This is a genomic window from Pseudomonas sp. S1_G07 (genome assembly GCF_054668565.1).
This window is the reverse complement of the sequence record NZ_CP162778.1, coordinates 1,803,341-1,823,786: the sequence shown is the minus strand read 5'-3', so window position 1 is coordinate 1,823,786 and position 20,446 is coordinate 1,803,341. Positions and strand designations below refer to the sequence as shown.

Here is a 20,446-nt window from a genome sequence, read left to right as displayed (position 1 = left end):
CCTCGAGTTTGCCCGTCATGCCACCAGAATCTTCCAGCCCCAGCGACCTGATCTACGGCCTCAACGACCGCCCCAAACCTGCCCCGGCATTGCTTGCCGCACTGCAACACGTACTGGCCGCCTTTGTCGGCATCATCACGCCGCCGCTGATCATCGGCTCCACCCTGGGCCTGACCGCCCATTTGCCCTACCTGATCAGCATGGCGTTGATGGTTTCCGGTGTCGGCACCTTCATCCAGGCGCGTAGGCCGTTTGGTATTGGCGCCGGGATGATCTGCCTGCAAGGCACCAGTTTTGCGTTTCTTGGCGCCGTCCTGTCGGCGGGCTTCCTGGTGAAGCAACGCGGTGGCAGCCCGGAAGACATCATGGCGATGATCTTCGGCGTGTGCTTTTTTGGCGCGCTTGTGCAGATCGTGCTGAGCCGCTTTATCGGCCAACTGCGCCGCGTAATCACGCCTCTCGTCACCGGAATCGTGATTACCCTGATCGGCATCAGCCTGATCAAAGTCGGCATCACCGACCTCGGGGGTGGCTTCAATGCGCCCGATTTCGGCGCGCCCACCAACCTGGCGCTGGGCGTGTTCGTGGTATTGACGATCATTCTGCTCAACCGCTCCAACACTCCCTGGGTGCGCCTGTCGGCGATCATCATCGGCCTGGCCCTCGGCAGCCTCGCCGCCTGGTTCAGCGGCAAATTGGTGCCCCAAGCCCTGCCGGACCTGCCCCTGGTCAGCCTGCCGGTGCCGTTCCGCTTTGGTTTCAACTTCGACTGGAGCGCCTTCCTGCCCATCGCGCTGATTTATCTGATCAGCAGCATCGAAACCGTCGGCGACCTTACCGCCAATTGCATGATCGCCCGCCAGCCCATCAGCGGTCCGTCTTATATAAGCCGGCTCAAGGGCGGCGTGCTCGGCGATGGCGTCAGTTGCATGATCGCCGCCACCTTCAGCGCCTTCCCCAATACCACCTTCGCGCAGAACAACGGCGTGATCCAACTGACCGGCGTGGCCAGCCGCTACGTCGGTCTATACATCGGCGTGGTGCTGTTTTGTCTCGGCCTGTTCCCGTTTATTGGGGCCGTACTGCAGCAAATCCCCAAACCGGTATTGGGCGGTGCCACTCTGGTGATGTTCGGCAGCGTGGCCGCCGCCGGCGTGCGCATCCTCGCCCAGGCGCCACTGGACCGACGCAGCATGCTGATCATCGCCACCTCGTTTGGCGTAGGCCTGGGCATTGCTGCCCAGCCGAACCTGCTGCACCTGATGCCGACACTGGTGCAAAACCTGTTCGACTCGGCCATCACCAGCGGTGGTATGACCGCCATTGTGTTGTGCCTGTTATTGCCGGAAGCCAAAGCGGCCCATGCTGGCGCAAACCAAGCGCCGGAAAACGACACGCTGGAACCGCTTTGACGGTTTTATTGCATCGGGACTTGTCTGGGGCTTGAGGGTGGGTTATCTGTGCACACGTCGTCTCTATCGATCAGCACGGTAATCTCCATGAGCCTCGAAGTTCCTGCCCACAGCAACCACGCCGGTAAGCCCGCCAGCCGCATTCGGCAAAAGAACGAGCAAGCGATTCTGCGGGCTGCTGAAGATGAGTTCGCGCGCCATGGCTACAAGGGCACCAGCATGAATACCATTGCTGCCAGTGCCGGGCTGCCCAAGGCCAACTTGCACTACTACTTCACCAACAAACTGGGCCTGTATATCGCCGTGCTCAGCAACATCCTCGAACTGTGGGACAGCACCTTCAACGCACTGACCGCCGAGGACGACCCCGCCGTGGCCCTCACCCGCTACATTCGCACCAAGATGGAGTTCTCGCGGCGCCAGCCACAAGCCTCGCGGATCTTCGCCATGGAGATCATCAGCGGCGGCGAATGCCTCACCGAATATTTCGGTCAAGACTACCGCGCCTGGTTCAGCGGCCGCGCGGCGGTGTTCCAGGCCTGGATCGATGCGGGCAAGATGGACCCCATCGACCCCGTACACCTGATCTTCCTGCTATGGAGCAGCACCCAGCACTACGCCGACTTCGCCACCCAGATCTGCCGCGTCACCGGTCGCACCAAGCTGACCAAGCAAGACATGGAAGACGCCGGCACCAACCTGATCCATATCATTCTCAAAGGCTGCGGCATCAAGCCGGCCCTCTAAACGAAGCAACTTATGTCTTTCACGCTCACCGGCCTTTGCGAGTTTCGCGAAGAAATACGCAAAAGCCGCTTCATCACCCTCGCCGCGCCGATCTCCAGCCCGCAAGAAGCCCAGGCATTTTTCGAGCAGCACAGCGACCTCAACGCCACGCACAACTGCTGGGCCTGGAAGCTGGCCGATCAATACCGCAGCAGCGACGACGGCGAACCCGGTGGTACCGCGGGGCGGCCGATCCTGGCGGCCATCGAGGCCCAGGGTTTTGACCAGGTCGCGGTGCTGGTGATTCGCTGGTATGGCGGTATCCAACTAGGTACCGGCGGCCTGGCCCGCGCCTACGGTGGCGGCGCGAACAAGTGCCTGCAAAATGCCGAGCGCATCGAATTGATCAGCCGCGTGCCACTGAGTTGCGCCTGTGGGTTCTCCGAACTGAACCTGGTGAAACTGCGCGTCGCCGAACTGGGCGGGTTGATCGTGGAAGAGAGCTTCACCGCCAACGGCGTCGAGCTGCAACTGGCGCTGGGCGAAGCCCATATCGGCACCCTGCAGACGCAGCTCGCCGACCTGAGCCGCGGGCGCATCCTGCTGCAGCGCTGAAACTGCTAATGTTGTCGACTGAACACCCTGAACCGCGACTCTTAAAGGAAGCCTTCATGTCTACGCCAAAAACCGCACTGATCATCGGCGCCTCACGCGGGCTGGGCCTTGGCCTGGTCAAGCAATTGCTCCAGGACGGCTGGGACGTGACAGCCACCGTGCGTGATCCGAGCAAGGCCGATGCGCTGAAAGCCGTTGGCCCGGTACAGATCGAGAAGCTCGACATGGACGATCAGCAAGCGGTGATCGCCCTGAACCAGCGCCTCAAGGACCGCACCTTTGACCTGCTGTTCGTCAACGCCGGCGTCAAGGGCCCGGCCAACCAGGAGCCCGGCCACGCCACCCTGGCGGAAGTCGGCCAACTGTTCTTCACCAACGCCGTGGCGCCGATCAACCTGGCCCAGCGCTTTGTCGGGCAGATTCGCAAAGACAGCGGGGTACTGGCCTTCATGAGCTCGGTGCTGGGCAGCGTGACCATTCCCGATGGATCCGACCTGGCGCTGTACAAAGCCAGCAAAGCCGCACTGAACTCCATGACCAACAGCTTTATCACCCAATTGGGCGATCACAAGCTGACGGTTCTCTCGCTGCATCCAGGCTGGGTGAAAACCGACATGGGCGGCGAAAACGCACACATCGATGTCGACACCAGCGTGCGCGGCCTGGTGGATCAGGTAAATGCCTACACCGGCAAAGGCGGCCATCACTTCGTGGACTACAAAGGCGACACTATCGCCTGGTAACACCTCGCCCCTGTGGGAGCGGGCTTGCCCGCGATGATCTCAAGAGCAGCACGTTCCTACAGATAGACCCCATCAAGGACAATACGTAAACTCCTCATCTCGCCCTCCCCGGCGACCCTGGATCAGCAGACAGGGCAACACTGAGCTGGCAAACCTGAACCCATCATTCAGAGGAGCCGGCCAATGCCTGCGACCCGTATCTGGTTAAAAAACCCCCTCGCGATTTTCACCGCCAACGGCCTCGACGCCCGTGGCGGCCTGGTGCTGCAAGACGGTGTCATCACCGAAGTGCTGGCCCTGGGGCACGCACCCGCGCAACCCTGCACCCAGGTCTTCGATGCCCGCGAGTATGTGGTCCTGCCCGGGCTGATCAACACTCACCATCACTTCTACCAGACCCTGACCCGCGCCTGGGCGCCGGTGGTCAACCAACCCTTATTCCCGTGGCTGAAAACCCTGTACCCGGTGTGGGCGCGGCTCACCCCGGAAAAACTCGCCCTGGCCAGCAAAGTCGCGCTGGCGGAATTGCTGCTCTCAGGCTGCACCACCGCCGCCGACCACCACTACCTGTTCCCCGACGGCCTGGAAAACGCCATCGACGTACAAGTCGACAGCGTGCGCGAACTGGGCATGCGCGCCATGCTCACACGCGGTTCCATGAGCCTGGGTGAAGCCGATGGCGGCCTGCCGCCCCAGCAGACGGTGCAACAAGGCCAGGTCATCCTTGACGACAGTCAGCGCCTGATCCGCGAATACCATGAGCGTGGCGACGGTGCACAGATCCAGATTGCCCTGGCACCCTGCTCGCCGTTCTCGGTCACCCCGGAAATCATGCGAGCCAGCGCCGACTTGGCCAACGAGCTCGACGTGCGCCTGCATACCCATCTGGCGGAAACCCTCGACGAGGAAGACTTCTGCCTGCAACGTTTTGGCCTGCGCACCGTGGATTACCTCGACAGCGTCGGCTGGCTCGGCCCCCGCACCTGGCTGGCCCATGGCATTCACTTCAATCCGGACGAAATCGCCCGCCTGGGCGCCGCCCGGACCGGTATCTGCCATTGCCCAAGCTCGAACATGCGCCTGGCCTCCGGCATCTGCCCGACCCTCGACTTGCTTGCCGCCGGCGCCCCCCTCGGCCTGGGCGTGGATGGCTCCGCCTCCAACGATGCGTCGAACATGCTCCTCGAAGCGCGCCAGGCCCTCTATATCCAGCGCCTGCGCTACGGCGCGGAAAAAATCACCCCCGAAGGCGTACTCGGCTGGGCCACCAGAGGCTCGGCGCAGTTGCTGGGGCGTACGGATATCGGCGAGTTGGCCGTCGGCAAACAGGCCGACCTGGCGCTGTTCAAGCTCGACGAACTGCGCTTCTCCGGCAGCCATGATCCGATCTCCGCGCTGCTGTTGTGCGGCGCCGACCGGGCGGACCGGGTGATGGTTGGCGGCAAATGGCGCGTGATTGACGGGCAGGTGGAGGGCCTGGACCTCAAAAGCCTGATCGCCGATCACAGCCAGGCGGCGCGTAACCTGATCCATCCCCTGTAGGAGCGAGGGGGACGCCTAGTTCTTGCTCGCGAAAAACGTCAACGATAACGCGGGTTTTCTGGTTTAACGCGGCGCTCTCAGGTTCTTCGCGAGCAAGCTCGCGCCTACAGTCCCAGCAGCGACAACATGATAAAGGTCGCAAACAACACAAAATGGGTCATCCCTTCGATGGCATTGGTTTCGCCGTCGTTGAGGTTGATCGCGCTGACGATCAGCGTGATAAGCACCATCACTGTTTGCACCGGTGTCATCGCCATCTGGAACGGCTGGCCGGTGTAGAGCGCCATGGCCTCCATCACCGGTACCGTCAAGATCACTGTCGACAGGGATGCCCCCAACGCGATGTTGACCACCGACTGCATGCGGTTGGCCAGTGCGGCGCGCAAGGCGGTCAGAATCTCCGGCGCCGCCGAAATGGCCGCTACCACAATTGCGGTGATGACCGGTGGCGCCCCCGTCCCTTCCAGGCCCAGGTCGAGCGTCTTGGACATCACTTCGGCCAACGCGCCAATCACGATCACGCCAAACACCAGGGTGCCAATAGAAAACGCCAGGTTAACCGGCGGCGCCTGCTCGTCTTCCGGCAGTTTCTTACGGCGTTTTTCAGGGTAGCTGTAGCTGAAGAAATAACTGTGGGGCCCCACCTGCATGCGCAGGAACAGGGTGTAAAGCACCACCATCGCGCCGATGGTGAAGGCCGAGTAAATCTTCCAGTCGGCCTCAGGGATAAATTCCGGCACCACCATCGACACCCCCATGGCGGTGAGGATCATCACGCTGTAGGTCCGTGCCGAATCGTCATTGTAGGACTGCTCACCATGCTTGATCCCTCCCATCAGCGCAGCCAGGCCGAGGATGCCGTTGATGTCCAGCATTAGGTTTTTCTAGACACATGAATTCATCTAGAAGGTATAACCCTATACGAATCAACAGCTTAGATAACTATTTTGACACCTAAAACTTGACACCCATTTCCATGTGCTTCGGATACCTCAGACGGAAAAAACGCTGAATTCATCGACACTCCACCACCTCCCATAGGCTGAGAACGGAAGAGAGATCTCACAATGATCGATATGAGGTCATCGTGGCCAGGTTGCCCATCACCTCGGATTGACGGGTGGGAAGCCCTAGCGCACCGTCCATCGCCTTTGCCCCCCCCCAAATCACCAATCTCAAGGGTGGACAGCAGGCGCGTATCGCAGTGTTGTCTGCGGCGAGGCGCGGGATGTCCAGTCACACCTGAAAAAAATCACGGTTGCGCTGGACGTGATTCAAGCCGATTCGGAGCCTAACATTAGACTCGATACCACAAGCTAGGGGCCGAACACCAACCGGACTAAATATATGCGGAGGTAGTGCTTGTATTCCGTAGAACACGGCGACGAGATAAATCGATAATTGGTTCAAACGCTAAGTCAATATTGCTTTAATTAATGCCCCGCCAGCAATCCCGGCAAAGAGCTATTAGAGACCACCTGGTTGAGGATGACCAAGCAATCGCTCAGTGAAATACTCCCTAGGAACTAAGTACACTGGGAAGCAGCAACCGCCTTCCTTGCACTCACCCACGCTTAGGTATGCCGATAACGACGAACCCTCTCGTCCAGCCTAATCCTTCCCCCCCGGCGTATTCGCTGATCAGCGTCCAGGCCGGCAATTCCTTATCAGCGAAACACAGACCAACAGATATACCAAACAACATATCAATTGTCGGCCAACCTTTCACTGCGACGTGAGGTTAATGCAAAATCCCGTCCCGAAATACATGTAAGAGTATGCTTTTAATACACTATTTAAAACTTTATAAGCACGCACGAAAGTTCTTGACCAGAGCAACCAGATCACTACGCTATGCCGATTTCAACGTAGGATCTCATTATGCTTACCTACCAAGTGCAGGATGATCGCATCACATTCAAGTGGGATGATGATGAATGTATTCGCGACTACAGGATTTCTACTATCCACACTCCATCGTGGGTCGACAAAGAAGTGCTCTATAAAGTAGCCGAAGCGGTTAGGGTATTATGCGTCACTGGAGAGACTACTAGCTATTCAGGACGCTTCCGGGCAAGTAGATATATCTTCAACCACGTTACCAAGCTCCGGTTAAAGTTCCCACCTGCGGAAGATGACTGGAGCAACTTCATACTTACACACTACTCCCATCACCTCTACAACAAAGATCATAAGCCCAAAACCCGATATGACCATTGGAGCGCGGTGGCGTTTGTTTACAAAAAACTGAGGCGGGATGGATTCATACCGGAAGACACATTCATCCCAGATGCAAAAGCGAATTCCGTCAGTCAACCGGAGAATATGTCTCAACCGGCTGGTTACGGGACTGCACACACGCCTATTCCCAAAGGGCCACGATTTCTGCTTCCCAAAAAATACCTTGTGGAAGAAGGCTTGAGTTTTGAAGATGACGTGTACCTACTTAATCTTAAGAACACTCTCGAGACAAGGGCCGATGCCATTGTCGAATGCTCGGTAGACTACTGGAATCGAATGCTAAGATGCCACGCCCGAGGTGATGAGCTATGTAAGAACATCTCGAACGACGAAATCGAGGCGGTGCTTGAGAGCGGACAATTCAGCAAAAATGGGATTCATCTTGCGCATCCAGATTCGCCTACAGGTATTAACTGGTTTCTAGCCGTCGCTCGATATTACGCCGAACAGACTGACGAGCTTAAATCGATGACATTCGACGACCTGCAAGAACTACCTTTCTTCAGGCCCGTCATCTACAACTCCCATAGCAAGCCAAAACTTAGGGCACGACTATGGGAGGCTGCCGGCGACGACTGTATCGATAACAATACAGTTAACGAAACTTTCAACCGACTACTCGGCTACTTGTCACCCAGAGACTGCGCAGTTGCAAGTGCGATCATTGCATCAGAAAACCCTTCGTTCAATCCATCATCACTGACCAACATAAGGTTATACCGACGAGACGGAAAATTCTATCTACGCGGCAATAGTGACACCAAGCGAATAACAGTCAGCGTTAGCAAACCTCGCGCGCAGTCACGCAAGGTCTCTGTACTTCCCCCATTGAGCACTCGGATCGTTATGGATGTGATTCGGTGTACAAATATGCCAAGACGACGCCTTTTATCGGAGGGTAAGAGCGGGTGGAGGAAGCTGTTCCTTGTCTCGAGCAGAAACCAAATTGGCTCCAGTCCTAACTTTGCAAAAACCTTGACTACAAATGCTGGACTCTCTCTGCACGATTTATATAAAGATGAACTAGACAAAGTAGGCGTAACTCCAAGCATGGTCAATCTCTACACGATCCGATGCACTCAAGGGATTTTGGAGTTTTTGCGTACTGGTAGTCTCCAGGCCGTAGCGGACATGCTGGGTAACTCTTTGCAGGTGGTCAGAGATAAATATATTCCGGCCTGGATGGTTCATCGATGGGCGACGAGGTTTTTCAGGGTGCTACATCAAAAGGTCATCTTAGTAGCAACAGAGGGCGAGCCTTGGCAGTTAGCTGCATCTGACTTTAGCACTCGAGAAGAGCTACAGGCTTTTGTCCGACGGATACTATTAGGCCTTAAGAAGGGAGATCCCTTAAGCGAAGCCTTACGCTCGAAGCTTGGTCATTACTCGCTTGACCCCAGCTCTCTAATTGAAATGTTTGTAGAGCGCGAGCTGCTGTTTGATCGGAGTGCGGGTAGCCTTGCCGCGATCTACGCATACGCAGATGCCGTCGATAAGCTTGCACTAGAAGAACGCTCGGAGATCGATGAGCGAACCAGCGTGCCCCTATGGATCTTCCCGGTGCTCAGGGATTTAGTAGCGAAAACAGTTTCCCTCGATTTCGATAGCGCATCTAACGCTGAGATGGCTATCGCGGACAGGGTCTCGGGCGATTCCATGAGTGAACTCCGGAAATCGCATGCTCGTGCGACCATCCTGAAACACGACCTTCGTCCGCTAGTCTCGCTTTCTGTTTGGAAGGCCGTCTAATGGAAGACTTTTCATTCGACGAGCGTCGTATCAAAGCGATGATCGAACAAGCGGAACGGCAAAGCAAAATCTATAGAAGAAGCCACAGCTATCAAGCAGATTGGCTGGTAAGGGGCGGGATCGGAAGTCAGGAATGGTTGGTCAGTTTTCCTGGTGGATCAAAGCTTCAGTGCATGAGCTTTGATCGCTTGATGGCGGACGGCACCAACCTCACCGACGACTCTAATAAACTGCTGCTAGAAACGGTGCAGAAATGGTTATTTCACTGTCGCATGGGCACCATTACAGGTAAACCAGTCGCGGAAGGTCGATGGATTACATACTTTAGCTTCGCTATAAATTTGGCAGCACGCGCCAATCTTTATAAAGACACTTATGAAACCTGTACGCATGGCTTCCGGCTCTTCGATGAGGACGCGTGCAAAGCTATCGCCGAAACTTTCAGTCAGGGTGGATGGACTGCTGCTTTGTTGTTGAAGGAGCGTTTCATTTCACACCTGCTTGATATCTTACCTGTCTCCTTCTCATTAGAGGATCTCATATCAGCCCCTGACGCCCTACCAGTTGAGCTCACAAGAGAAGCGATTTCCTACTTCACTCGAAACGATCTCTATGTCTCCAGCGCCCAAAGCAGCACCTATGATAAAGGATTGCTTTCAAGAGACTATATTGGCTCCATTCTCGGTCGACCTTCAACGTCTCTGCATAATGCAAATTTCCGCCTGTTCATTAGGCAGTTTGAGCCAACCTTGGCCCATGACGACTTACTACAAAGAGGTGTGCGCACAAATCTTCACAGCACTCAAAACACTAAGACATTAGATGAAGCAGCTGACGGGGCAATGAGCATCAGCTCTTTCCTGGATACTATGTCATGCCTAAAATTGTTTTTCCAAGGCCATGATATCCTGCCCGAAGATATCCCCGACATCAAACTGAACATCGATCAACTTGCCCTTAATTACAAGCCACATTTAAAGCCAGGTGGCCACACCAAATTGTTACCTCTTGATATTGGCTTCAAATGCCTGAACCAAGCCTGCAAGTGGATAACCGTCTACGGGAATGCCATCGTTGAATCTCTGATTTTTTATATCGAGCAATTCGTCTCTATTGACGAAGATAATTCATTGTCGAAACAGTCCGTAAAAAAGAACGAGCTCTTCCAGAAAACGAAACACCTTTGGATGACGACAGGTATCGAAAACCTACCTGCGCAGCCGCTATTCCAAGCGCTCGCCATAAGCAGGCTCCAAACCAAAGAGAAGAAAAATTTCCCTGTAGACAAAACCAACTACAAAATGGTGATGGAATCTTTTTATGGCGCTTGCGCCATAATTATCGGCATCATAAAACCTATTCGGAACATTGAGCTTAGCACCCTAGAGCGCAACTGCCTTTCTACCGACCGGGGCAACAATGGCGCCTTTATGGGCCACATGGTCGGCAAAACTGGGGAGTTGGGTGCAAACGACTTCATTGAACGCCCTATCCCCTACGTTGCGGCTCATGCCATCCAGCTACTCCAAGTGCTCGGCGAAAAGCTGGCAGGTATCTATGGGGATGAATCGGAGTACGCACGGAGGCTGTTCTATATTCCTGGCAGGGGATTCAAATGCCCTAGTGGCGGAATTCCCGAATGGAAAGTAAACTTGTGCATTAATACTTTCTGTGATGCTGTCCACCTGCCCGTCGATAAATTGGGTCGGCGATGGTATGTGCGCATTCACGAGATGAGAAAATTCTTCCTCCTGCTCGTACACAGGCACGTAGGAGATTCAGGGAAGGAGTTGCTGAGATATATGGCAGGTCACTCCAATAGGAAGCATATTGACGATTACACAGATTATGAGCCATCAGATTCGGAAGCCGTCCGATATGAGTCCGAATGCATCGACGACAAGCTCATTGCTCTTGAAAACGGCTTACTGTCCAAAGATACAAACCAAGGGCTTCTAGCACTTTACACAGAAGCCTTGAAGCACTTTAAAGCCACTAGCATCGCCTCGATTAGCAACAAGGAATTACTCAAATACCTAGACAAAATGGTGCAACAACCTGAGTTCGATATGACCACATATAAAGTCAGGCTTGAAACTTACGATGAAGAAATCTACACCATCGATTTCGCTATTTGTCTAGGAGGCCAAAAAGATGAGAGATACAACAAATAAAAATCTCCACTCTCGTCACACTTGGCTTTCACAGGTGCTATCTAAAGAAATTACACCGTCGAAAGCCCAGCTTCGAGCTCTATCCTCGATGCGAGGCTTCTGCAAACTGGAGGTCGCTGGCTGCTTCACATCGATTTCGCTCAACTCCCTGAAGCAAGCGGCTAAGGTTGCACAGTTTGGCAGCTCTGGGTCAAGCCTGTGGGACAGGATGCTACAGATGAGAATTATGGCATTCGCCCTGTTGACTCCCAAGGTTAACCCGGCGCCGGCGCCTAACCTTCCTTCAGACAAGGATCAGGCACGCATCGCGCTGCTGGAGGCTCACATCGCCTCGATGGCGTACTTTGACATCCTGACTTTCCTAGAGCGTGTTGACCCTCAAAGCACCCGTAGCGCTGATGAAATCCGTGCAGCCATCGCACTTAAAGTCAAAACGTCCAAGGCCAAATATCACTCTTTCCTGATAAGCGACCAGATATTTTCTTCAGAGAAAATGAAGGTTATCGACGGCGGCAAAAAGGATGGGTAAGCAACTCTACACGGAATATGAGTCCGTAAGCGTACCAGACAAAGCTATGCCGGTTCGGAAGACTGGGGCGTTCATTGGAAAGCCACGCATTATCGAAAATTTCGTACTTATTCGTTGGCCCAACGGGAGGCCATGTAACCTTGCCAATCTATGGATGGATGAGATCTGCGCGTCCACCGGCGCCAGGGATTCTGCGCGGGTAGACGCGGCGCTCATCACGCACTTCGTTCGCTTCTGCTCTGTCAAGAACATTCAATTCAGTAATTTCAACGAAACTAATTTTCAGGATTTTACTAAACAGCTAGTTGAAGAAACCAAATCCACCCTTCGTGGTATCGAACCAGCAAGGAACAACAACCGCACCCGGCTAATTCAGCATACCATGCTTAACTTTCTGCACTGGCTAACCGAAAATTACCCAAATCTATCTAAAACACCATTGATAGGCTTAAAGATTAGCGGTGCAAACATCACGATCTCTTACGAAACAAATCCCAAAACCAAGCGATGCTACATGGTTCATCCACTGCTCGTAGCTCCCGTGCCGTACAACGATGACAAGGTGGCAATAGACGAACATATCATCCAAAAAATCCAGGATGAGATTTTCCGGAAGCGAGATTGGGAGGATCTGCCTGCTAGCTCCAGACTTAAATCAATCAGTGACCTCAAACTTTACGATGCTACCAGTGCGTATCTATACGAACGGCGGATGTTCACGTTAAGAATGATGAAGCTCACAGGACTACGTCCTGAGGAGCTGTTTGACCTCGACCTTGAGCTCAATCAAAACATTTCGAACACACTAGAGATTGTGATCCCCACTAAAAAGCGCGGAACTCCGGCACCCTTACGCCGTTTTAAAATCAATGCTGCAGATGCAAGGCGGTTTGCAATTTACGTGGAAGCTAGGAAGGCTTACATTGATTTCCTAGCAGATCGTAATATTTTTTTCGACCAGCCCAACAATATATTCCTAGGTGAAAACGGTAGTCGACTGAAAAAAGAGTCAATCACTAAGGAGTTTGACCGACTGTGTTTAGGTGCTGGTTTGTCAGGTACCCGTGTTTGCCTCTCTATGTTTAGACATCGTTTTGTCACACGTCAAATAAACATCAGGCTGGAGGAAAGATTCGCCGCGACCCCCGGTCTAAAAAACGGGTGGACACCGGCGCTGCGAGACGATGTTTGCGCAGAGGTGGCCCAACTCACCGGCCACTCAGACCCTGCTTCTCTCCATCATTATTTTCACGCTGAATACAAGGCGCTCACCTCAAGTTCTACCTACAGTTCGATGCTTGAAGCCCAGGACGAACTGGACTCTGTTAAAGACACGCTCACTGCTCTGGAGCATAAATCCAAGCTGCAAAAAATTGATCTGTCGGTTGAGATCAGAAGCGTCAAAGCCCTGGTTGAAAAGCTGGAAATGCGACTAAGCAGCCGCGAGAGTGCTGAGTAGTGCTGCTACACCACCCGAACGGCCTGAGTCATCACGGTGCCACGCGCTACCGGTGTGGGTTCACCGTTACCAAGGAGAATAGTCAGATGCGAATAGTCCGGGCGCTATGGGATCTCATCCGCCAAGACCGCCGTCCTCAGCGTGAGATTGAGCGCGAACGTGCGTTCATCCAAGCCGCGAACAGGCTCAAGACCCTTAGGGTATCGCCGGAAGGAGCCATGTTCATTGATCCCGAAGAGTTCCGGGAGCAGATTGTCTGCGCACGTGAGCAGTTGAAGCACCTCGTACCCAACCCAGGAGCACCTGGCGGGCCGTCCCGACCATCTGAGAACCATAGGGCGGATCAGCGCGCGGATTCCGCTGCAGAGGCTTCTGTGAGGCCCATGGACTGTATTGAGGCGGTGGCCTGGCGTCGGCTTCCCAGTGGCGCTGCTGTGCGCTACGTGTGCCTCCAGTCCACGCATACCGGTAGATATGCCGTAGCTATAGCCAGCATGTTCTCGGGCTCGTCGGAGATACTCCCTACTTGGATCGACGGCAACGTCAACAGACAGGTCGCAAACGCGCTACAGGGCATTGATTTCCAGTGGTACGCGACTGTGAGTGACGCGATGAATGCTTGGGATGCAGAGCTCTGAGCGCCGTGCACGCTTCACTGGCACCAAGGGCCCCAGGAAGGCGGGTTCTCGACGATATCGATTGAGATGCTGAGCTCGCGCTGCATGCGCTCGAATACCCTGTTCAGGGTCGGATGGGTATCGGACTCCTTCAGTGTTGTCACCAAGAGCAATAGCTCTCGACCTTGAGCCAAGGGCATCTGGACGTCGCAATACACTGTGTCGTCATCGTCTATCATTCCCATCGAAAAATCCTCATAGGATGCTCTTCGCTTCTGGCTTATCCGGCCTGGTGTTGGGGCGTGCCCCTGCGGGGATGGTCTGTCGTGAACCGAGTCTTCGTCTCGGCCCTCCGGGCTTCCATGCCGCACGCCTGCGCGCTCCGCTTGCGTCACATTGCCCTCTCGCTCCACATACAGTTAACCTAGCCCCTAGCTTCGATATCGTATGCTAAGGGTTTCAGCAATAGTTTGACGCTTATGCATCGCCCCTCCTACTCAAACCTCTTTCCTCTCTCCCTCAAAAAGTTAATAATTTTAAGTTGGCTCATCCAACCGCCATAAAAAAGAACAAAAAAACTTGCCTATGTAGGCGTTAGCCATGAATTCCCTTGCGCATAATTCCGACTATATTGCCGATTTGGTTTAACAGTTCCTTCGCCTCATCTTTTTCGAGTCCGTGTAAGTAGTGCTGGAGTCGCTCGATCTCAGAAACTGCTCCTGCATAGTCCTTACAAAGCGCGAGTATCTCTGCATACTGCCCCCTGACCTGAACCATCCTTCCGATTAAGCCCATCTCAGAGACTACACGCAAAACTTGTTGCTCAAGAATTTCTCTAGCTCCCACATACTCACCTGCTTCGGCAAACTCTTCAGCTGCATCCTGCCCCAACCTCACGAACGAATCGTATGCATTAACCATATTGTAGAATTTCATGGCATGGATGCGAGAAAAGCCTGACTTGCGTCCCTGCGCATTCAAAATTTTCGCATACAAATCCAGCGAGTCCGCAAGATGCTTGATGTCCTCACTCACGTCATCTGACCGCTTGATCACTTTCCAAAGTACATCTGGATTTTTGCCGAGGACATCTTTTGGCTCAAGCCCTAAAATCTCATAATATCCATCCATAACTGCCTTGCACAAAAGCTCTGCTGCTTTGTAGCGCTTAAGCTTCCACAGTGCGAAAGCATGGTTATAGTCGAATATCCGCCTGTGGATCGAATCTGGAATTTTTGGGGCAGCGGACTCAACCTCTCTCCCCACATCTTTTTCATGACCGAGGTATGCTGCAAATAAAATTTTTTTCATAGCTAGCGATAAATGCTCGCGAAACTCAAAGCCGTGAGCATCTAGAATTTGCTCCATCGTTGATAGATGGCATGAAGCTTCATCATAACGACTGTCTCTCATGAGAGAGAATACAAGTCCGTCAAGTGCCCAGAACGTTTGTCCTGGATCTAAACTTCCCGAGCTTACTGCACTAGCCAAACTAGACGCTACATCTACCAGGATCCCCATCTCATAGAATGTCTCCTCACCAGCGAGTTCGATGAGCGGCTCGACGTCATTAAGCTTAATGAAAACTTGAATCAGAAGTGCAATCCGCGAAGTGTCACGGTTTTTCTCCATTCCCTGGATCAGCAACTCCTTCAACGTCAGCAAGGCGGCAGTGACCGCAGGCTCACCCATGAGCTCCAGGTGACGTAGGCCTAGGGCACGGACGGCATCATGGACTTTGAGCGTTTTGGCGCCAAACACCTCAACTGTCCCCGTTGCCTGGATTTTCTTGATTACCGCAGCTGCGCCACCCGGCGACAGCTTGAGGGTGGTTTGCAGCAGGCGAACCACTTCTTCTTGCGTTAACCCGGTGTCGGCCAAACTGACTACAGCCAAGGCATTCTGTGTAACTGCGTCATAACCTTCGTAAACACGAGCCAGGATAATCTCCTGAGCGGTCTCAGCGACGTTTGCCTGCAGAGCAAGGTCAGCGCAGAGCGTTTCAATGTTCCCATCGTAATCAGCTTTGGCAATCGCAATGGCACTATCGACATATAGCGGAAGGCCCCCAGTATAGGCACGGAGCTGCTGGAGTGCCTGAGGACTGCCGTAGGCGCCCGCGCCACTGGCCACCTGCGCAACAGTGTCAAGATCCCAGCCCTGCAAAATCTCACGACGCAAACCCATGACGGCTTCGAGCTCACGTACATTTTCATGAGGCTGGCAAAGGAGTATGAAGCGGATGTGCCGAGTGGCGTTAAGGAGGTCGCGGATGTTCGTTACCGGTACACGATGCGCATTGTCGACAACAACAATCAGAGGCGCCTCAGCCTGCTCCAGGAATCTGTCGAATGCCCGAATCGCTTCGTAACCGCTCGCCCCTGGTAACAGTATCTTCCGAATACCATCAGAGTCTCGCTTCATGTATTTGGAGGCGAGCTCCCGCACAATCGAGCTTGCCAGAGCGGGCCCTGGTAGGTCACCAACATCGTAATAAGCGCATGGCTCAGGACTGTGTAGAGCCGCATGAGCGGCCCATGTGGTCTTACCTGCACCGGACAACCCGCAGATTATGCGCACCCGCTCCGCTGAAGTGAGCTCAGGCTCATTCTTTTGCGGCCTGTATGAGAGAGGCGGTGTTGGGAAGTCCTGCAGTTGAACAACCAACTGTTCGAATAGGCCAGGTAGCTCTGAGGTGTGGAAAACATGCCGAGCGTTTCCGCCCCCCGCAGCACAAGCGAGCATCACCAGGCCCGCCATTTTCCAAGTCAAAGAAGAAGGCGACAGCAGCGAGAAATTCAGCTTTTCAGCCTCTGCCGTACACCACTGAGCAGCCTCCTCCAGAGATGTCCAGGCGGGAGGAAGGCAAGCTGGACGCAACGCGCTTGAACCAGCGGAAAGGTATATCAAGTCAACGGACGCCTTCTGCTCATCAACCTCAGACCGGAGGGTTTCCCCTAACACTTGGTTCGCGACGATGACGAATTGGGCTGCACCTGGCCGCCGCCCAGCCTTGTGCTCCTGCCTCAGGATCTCGAAGCGCTCCAGAGCGCCAGAAACGTCAACCGGCATAATGGGTTTCGAGCGCGTTTTTACCTGGACGTACACTTGGCCAGCTTCAGTGTTGAGCTCGACGTCCTCGTCCCGCTCGACCAACACTTCACGTACGCCGGAAGATTGCGCCAACAGTAGGCACCCCACAGCGTACAAGTGCTGATAAAGAAACCCCTTATGAACAGACTCAATGCGCTTGAGTTGTGCAGGGTCTAGTACGTCGTTGTGAGGGATCTGGTCATTCGGTTGCATGGCAATTCCATTCGGCATGAGGTAGAGAAGCTCTTCGCGAGAAGTGCTGGCTAGGCGACAGCTGGCGTGGCAGCCTTTGTGGGTGACCGATAGCGGCAGCTTTCTGATCTCAGAAAACTGGTCTGTCCCCCAAGATGCCGTAATCCCTAACACCGCTAAGTCTATAGACATCGGTGGCCTTTTTGACCCGATCAAGGGACGGAAGAGTCTGACTCAATATCAGGTAAACAGACCTTTGATATTTCAAGCTTGAAAAAAGCGTGGCAGGCGTTCATCAAAACGGTCGCGTCGTGGAGGGCACGGTGGTGCTTGGTTGTTGGGAGGAGGCGGTAAATGTCACTGGCAGCCTCCCGGCCCACAAGCACCTCCAGAGGCTTCAACTGGAAGGTGGGCATCAGGTCTGCTGCTTCGTAGAGGACATCGAGCCAGAACCCGTCTTGTGGAGAGTCGCTGCAGAGAACCTGCCCTGAAAACAGCTGATTCATATGCCTGGCCACGACGTCGGCGAGATCACCTTGCTCAAGCAAATGATCTTGACTAAGACCATGCATATCTTGGGCATCAAACGACCAGTGCGTCCAGTAACGAGCAGGCTTGATCAGCGAGCTGAAAGTGGTGTCACTCGACACGACAGCTACCTCGATGGGATAGCTATCCGGTGCTATCCCTGAAGCCTCGAAATCGATAAAAAACGAAGGCCGCGCCATCCTGTTGCTCCTGTTGAAAGGCTGCGATTTTCAGCTATGCAGAATCAATCGCTCTAGCCGCTAGCGCATGCGCTACCCGGTGATTATGCAGGTGCTGCATCTCACGCTCCCATTCATCTAGAAACTTCTCCCAGTCGGTGGCGTAAGGCCCATCAGCAAGCCTGGTTGATCCGATGCTTGCCTGCAGGAAGCGTTCTCTCCACGGTTGGGGTATGTCGTGTTCCAGGACGATGTCGATGCCCGAATGGTGATGCTGTACAGGCACGGAGTCACGTACGTCCATGAGGGCGAGCGGTGTGTCGATTGGAGGTATCCCGTTTTCCTCTTGGCCGTCGAGGTGATCCAGGATGGCAATGGGTTCTGATGCGTCCGGATTACCTGGATGAAGATTGGCGAGTGCCCATAGTGCTCTTCGCCTAGTTTTCTCAAGCTCGCGGAGTTCATCGTGAGTCATTCGGCCTCCTTCATTTCCATGACGCGGGGGATGTTTGTGGCGTGCCGCCCCTGACGGAAGGGCCGTCGTGAATCGAGCCACGGCAAGCCGCGTCTCGCCCCTTCGGGCTGACATCCCGCACGCCTGCGCGCTCCGCTTGCTTGGTGCTCGTATAGGGGCGAAGTTTCGCGCTACGAATCTGGGACTTCCACTGCGCTGTCCGGCAGGTGAGGCAGTCATTGCATGTACCCCACCGTGCCGCCAAGTCTGTTACTTATGGAATTTACTGAAGCGACTCGAAAGCGCTGCAGACGCAATGATTTCCCATGTCTCTGGGTTACATGCCACAGTTCTACGCAGTTAGAGCTCATAGCCCTCAAACAGGTTGCGTCACGGGTGGTGCTGACTCCTTCCATCAATCCCCGAGTTGAACATCTCCAGGTTGTCGACCATCGCGGATTTACAGCCTTGTCGAGATTGACCTGAGGTGTTGCAGGGGAAGGAGAAGAAAAACTCAAACGTCAGAAAGTAGGAGGCCCCGCATAGCGGGGCCGTCACATAACCTAGTCTCTTCACCGCTTCGTGTAGCGCGGGAGTGGAGGTTCCTAGGGCTGCATATTCATTTTATGCGAAGAGCTCTCGCTTTCGAAACCCCAGATTGGGATTTAAGTTAGAAAACTTTCTGGCGTCTTCTGTGGGGCGAGTTGAGGTTTCCAGCGTGCTGGAAGCGGAGTACGGAAAAGTAGTAGTGATGGAGAAGTAATCAGAAGCGTAGCGGGTGAAAAACACAACCGCCAGAAAGGAGGAGGCCCCGTAGAACGGGGCCGTCACATAACCTAGTCTCTTCACCGCTTCGTGTAGCGCGGGAGTGGAGGTTCCTAGGGCAGCGGGGTTAGATTACCACCATCGACATACACGTCAACCCCCAATTTCGGAAATCAAGGCTCAAATCCTGGCTTAGGAAACGAAAAAATCACAGAAACCTTGGCCTGCATAAACTCCTTCTGAAACCGTCTCCGCTAGCCTGCGAGCCCGTGGCAAGCTCATACGCCGACAAGTTATGGCATTTTGCTTTCCGCCTGTGAGTCCTGCCTGTACCATCGCATCAGCATGTGTGAATTTATGGCGTTCAAGGGAGCTTGTGGGTAGATGGTCTGGCAAACGTTGGAGGCGAAGCTCTCCACTCCAAGAATGAGCCGCTACCTCAAAGGGCATCAGGGCAATCAGGATCACGCGGCTCAAGCCTACGTGCATAATATGCGGATTGCGGAGTCCCTAGTCTCGATTTTTCACGTGCTTGAAGTGGCGTTGCGGAACGCCATTCAGCGCGAAATGGTGCGTGAGTACCAGCGCGAAGACTGGTTTGAAGAGTTTGATGGCAGCACCAACGGTGACCTCGCCTCCAGCTATGAGAAAGTGGCAGACGCGCGGACATCTCTGAAGAAACGAGGGGTGACTGCCAGTGCGGACGACATTACCGCCGAACTGAGCTTCGGCTTCTGGACATCGTTGTTTAACCGGAAAGCCTTTCCGGACGTATCGAAGCCCCTTATGCGGGTTTTTCACCACGCTCCCAAGAATTCCAAGAAAGCAGATGTCATCCGCAGCCGTCTGAACAATGCAAGGGATTTACGTAATCGATGCTTTCATCACGAGCCGCTTTTGTGGCAACCGATCTATTTTCTGCATCGGGACATTACGGAAATCGTGCAGTGGATCGACCCAGGTTTATGCACCTGGCTCAAAGCCAATGACCGATTGCCGGCTGCTGTGGCCGACTGGAATAACTGGAAGGAAGCCGCTAGGCGCGCAGCCGGACAGCCTAGTGCTGTGGAAGCCGGTGAAGTGAGGCCAGAGGCCGTTGTAGTGGCTCAGTCAGCTCAGGTCGAAGTTGCGATGAAGGGCGATGAGAACACGACGGCAGCCAAGCCAGAGAAGAAATCTCGGCACGATAAGCCAGTGGTGAAAATCTCCGTCAGAGTGAAAGCGGACGCTCAACACAAGCCTGGTGCAAACCCAGCGCCTAAACGCGAGCCTGCCAGAATTCGCAAAGTGGAGATTCCACCGGCAGCTGAAAATGCAAGCGAGCAGCAGCCGCAGGCCACCGGGGGAGCTGGTGTTCGGCCAATATTGAGTCTTAATCGGAAGAAACCGGACTGAGTTATCAGCGCCAGTTTAACCCGACTGCCCCAG

The 20,446-nt window shown here is 54.2% G+C and carries 15 protein-coding genes and 1 pseudogene; 11 read left to right on the top strand and 5 right to left on the bottom strand.

Going from position 1 to position 20,446, the window contains the following annotated elements; translation table 11 throughout:
- The first annotated feature begins 17 nt into the window (after window positions 1–17).
- The 5 genes from AB4O05_RS08265 (at window position 18) to AB4O05_RS08245 (ending at window position 5,038) form a co-directional block, all read left to right on the top strand.
- Complete coding sequence (locus AB4O05_RS08265) at window positions 18–1,412, top strand: uracil-xanthine permease family protein (protein WP_460131694.1); 1,395 nt, start codon at window positions 18–20, stop codon at window positions 1,410–1,412.
- Between the two features lie 87 nt (window positions 1,413–1,499).
- Window positions 1,500–2,159: a TetR/AcrR family transcriptional regulator gene (locus AB4O05_RS08260; RefSeq protein ID WP_460131695.1), complete on the top strand. Its 660-nt coding sequence runs from the start codon at window positions 1,500–1,502 to the stop codon at window positions 2,157–2,159.
- A 12-nt stretch (window positions 2,160–2,171) separates the two neighbouring features.
- The gene (locus AB4O05_RS08255; RefSeq protein WP_460131696.1) at window positions 2,172–2,753 is read left to right on the top strand and encodes an IMPACT family protein; all 582 of its coding nucleotides are present in this window, start codon (window positions 2,172–2,174) and stop codon (window positions 2,751–2,753) included.
- A gap of 56 nt (window positions 2,754–2,809) precedes the next feature.
- A complete protein-coding gene (locus AB4O05_RS08250; RefSeq protein WP_460131698.1) occupies window positions 2,810–3,496 on the top strand; it encodes an SDR family oxidoreductase in 687 nt (228 codons plus the stop codon).
- Window positions 3,497–3,679: 183 nt separating this feature from the next.
- Entirely contained in the window at window positions 3,680–5,038 is a 1,359-nt protein-coding gene (locus AB4O05_RS08245; RefSeq protein WP_460131700.1) for an 8-oxoguanine deaminase, read from the top strand.
- Between the two features lie 104 nt (window positions 5,039–5,142).
- On the opposite strand, the pseudogene AB4O05_RS08240 reads toward AB4O05_RS08245, so the two are convergent.
- A pseudogene (locus AB4O05_RS08240) lies at window positions 5,143–5,916 on the bottom strand (calcium:cation antiporter); the annotation flags it as partial.
- A 1,003-nt stretch (window positions 5,917–6,919) separates the two neighbouring features.
- On the opposite strand from AB4O05_RS08240, the gene AB4O05_RS08235 reads away from it, so the two are divergent.
- The 5 genes from AB4O05_RS08235 to AB4O05_RS08215 all read left to right on the top strand — a co-directional run bounded on the left by AB4O05_RS08235 (window position 6,920) and on the right by AB4O05_RS08215 (window position 13,828).
- Complete coding sequence (locus tag AB4O05_RS08235; RefSeq protein ID WP_460131701.1) at window positions 6,920–9,028, top strand: hypothetical protein; 2,109 nt, start codon at window positions 6,920–6,922, stop codon at window positions 9,026–9,028.
- A complete protein-coding gene (locus tag AB4O05_RS08230; protein WP_460131703.1) occupies window positions 9,028–11,202 on the top strand; it encodes a hypothetical protein in 2,175 nt (724 codons plus the stop codon). Before AB4O05_RS08235 ends, AB4O05_RS08230 begins: the two co-directional genes overlap by 1 nt.
- Window positions 11,183–11,731: a hypothetical protein gene (locus tag AB4O05_RS08225; protein ID WP_323163152.1), complete on the top strand. Its 549-nt coding sequence runs from the start codon at window positions 11,183–11,185 to the stop codon at window positions 11,729–11,731. Before AB4O05_RS08230 ends, AB4O05_RS08225 begins: the two co-directional genes overlap by 20 nt.
- A complete protein-coding gene (locus tag AB4O05_RS08220; protein WP_460131707.1) occupies window positions 11,724–13,190 on the top strand; it encodes a tyrosine-type recombinase/integrase in 1,467 nt (488 codons plus the stop codon). Before AB4O05_RS08225 ends, AB4O05_RS08220 begins: the two co-directional genes overlap by 8 nt.
- An 86-nt stretch (window positions 13,191–13,276) precedes the next feature.
- On the top strand, window positions 13,277–13,828 hold the full coding sequence (locus tag AB4O05_RS08215) for a hypothetical protein (protein ID WP_460131708.1): 552 nt from the start codon (window positions 13,277–13,279) through the stop codon (window positions 13,826–13,828).
- A gap of 14 nt (window positions 13,829–13,842) precedes the next feature.
- Here AB4O05_RS08215 and AB4O05_RS08210 read toward each other — a convergent pair whose 3' ends face one another.
- The 4 genes from AB4O05_RS08210 to AB4O05_RS08195 all read right to left on the bottom strand — a co-directional run bounded on the left by AB4O05_RS08210 (window position 13,843) and on the right by AB4O05_RS08195 (window position 18,274).
- On the bottom strand, window positions 13,843–14,052 hold the full coding sequence (locus AB4O05_RS08210) for a hypothetical protein (protein ID WP_168426342.1): 210 nt from the start codon (window positions 14,050–14,052) through the stop codon (window positions 13,843–13,845).
- Window positions 14,053–14,401: 349 nt separating this feature from the next.
- Window positions 14,402–17,113 (bottom strand): ATP-binding protein, encoded by a 2,712-nt coding sequence (locus tag AB4O05_RS08205; protein WP_460131710.1) that lies wholly within the window; start codon window positions 17,111–17,113, stop codon window positions 14,402–14,404.
- A 191-nt stretch (window positions 17,114–17,304) separates the two neighbouring features.
- Window positions 17,305–17,820, bottom strand: coding sequence for a 3'-5' exonuclease family protein (locus AB4O05_RS08200; protein WP_460164860.1), 516 nt, complete (start codon window positions 17,818–17,820; stop codon window positions 17,305–17,307).
- 34 nt (window positions 17,821–17,854) lie between these two features.
- Entirely contained in the window at window positions 17,855–18,274 is a 420-nt protein-coding gene (locus tag AB4O05_RS08195) for a hypothetical protein (protein WP_152092378.1), read from the bottom strand.
- 1,128 nt (window positions 18,275–19,402) lie between these two features.
- On the opposite strand from AB4O05_RS08195, the gene AB4O05_RS08190 reads away from it, so the two are divergent.
- Window positions 19,403–20,413: a hypothetical protein gene (locus tag AB4O05_RS08190; protein WP_460131712.1), complete on the top strand. Its 1,011-nt coding sequence runs from the start codon at window positions 19,403–19,405 to the stop codon at window positions 20,411–20,413.
- Window positions 20,414–20,446 lie beyond the last annotated feature (33 nt).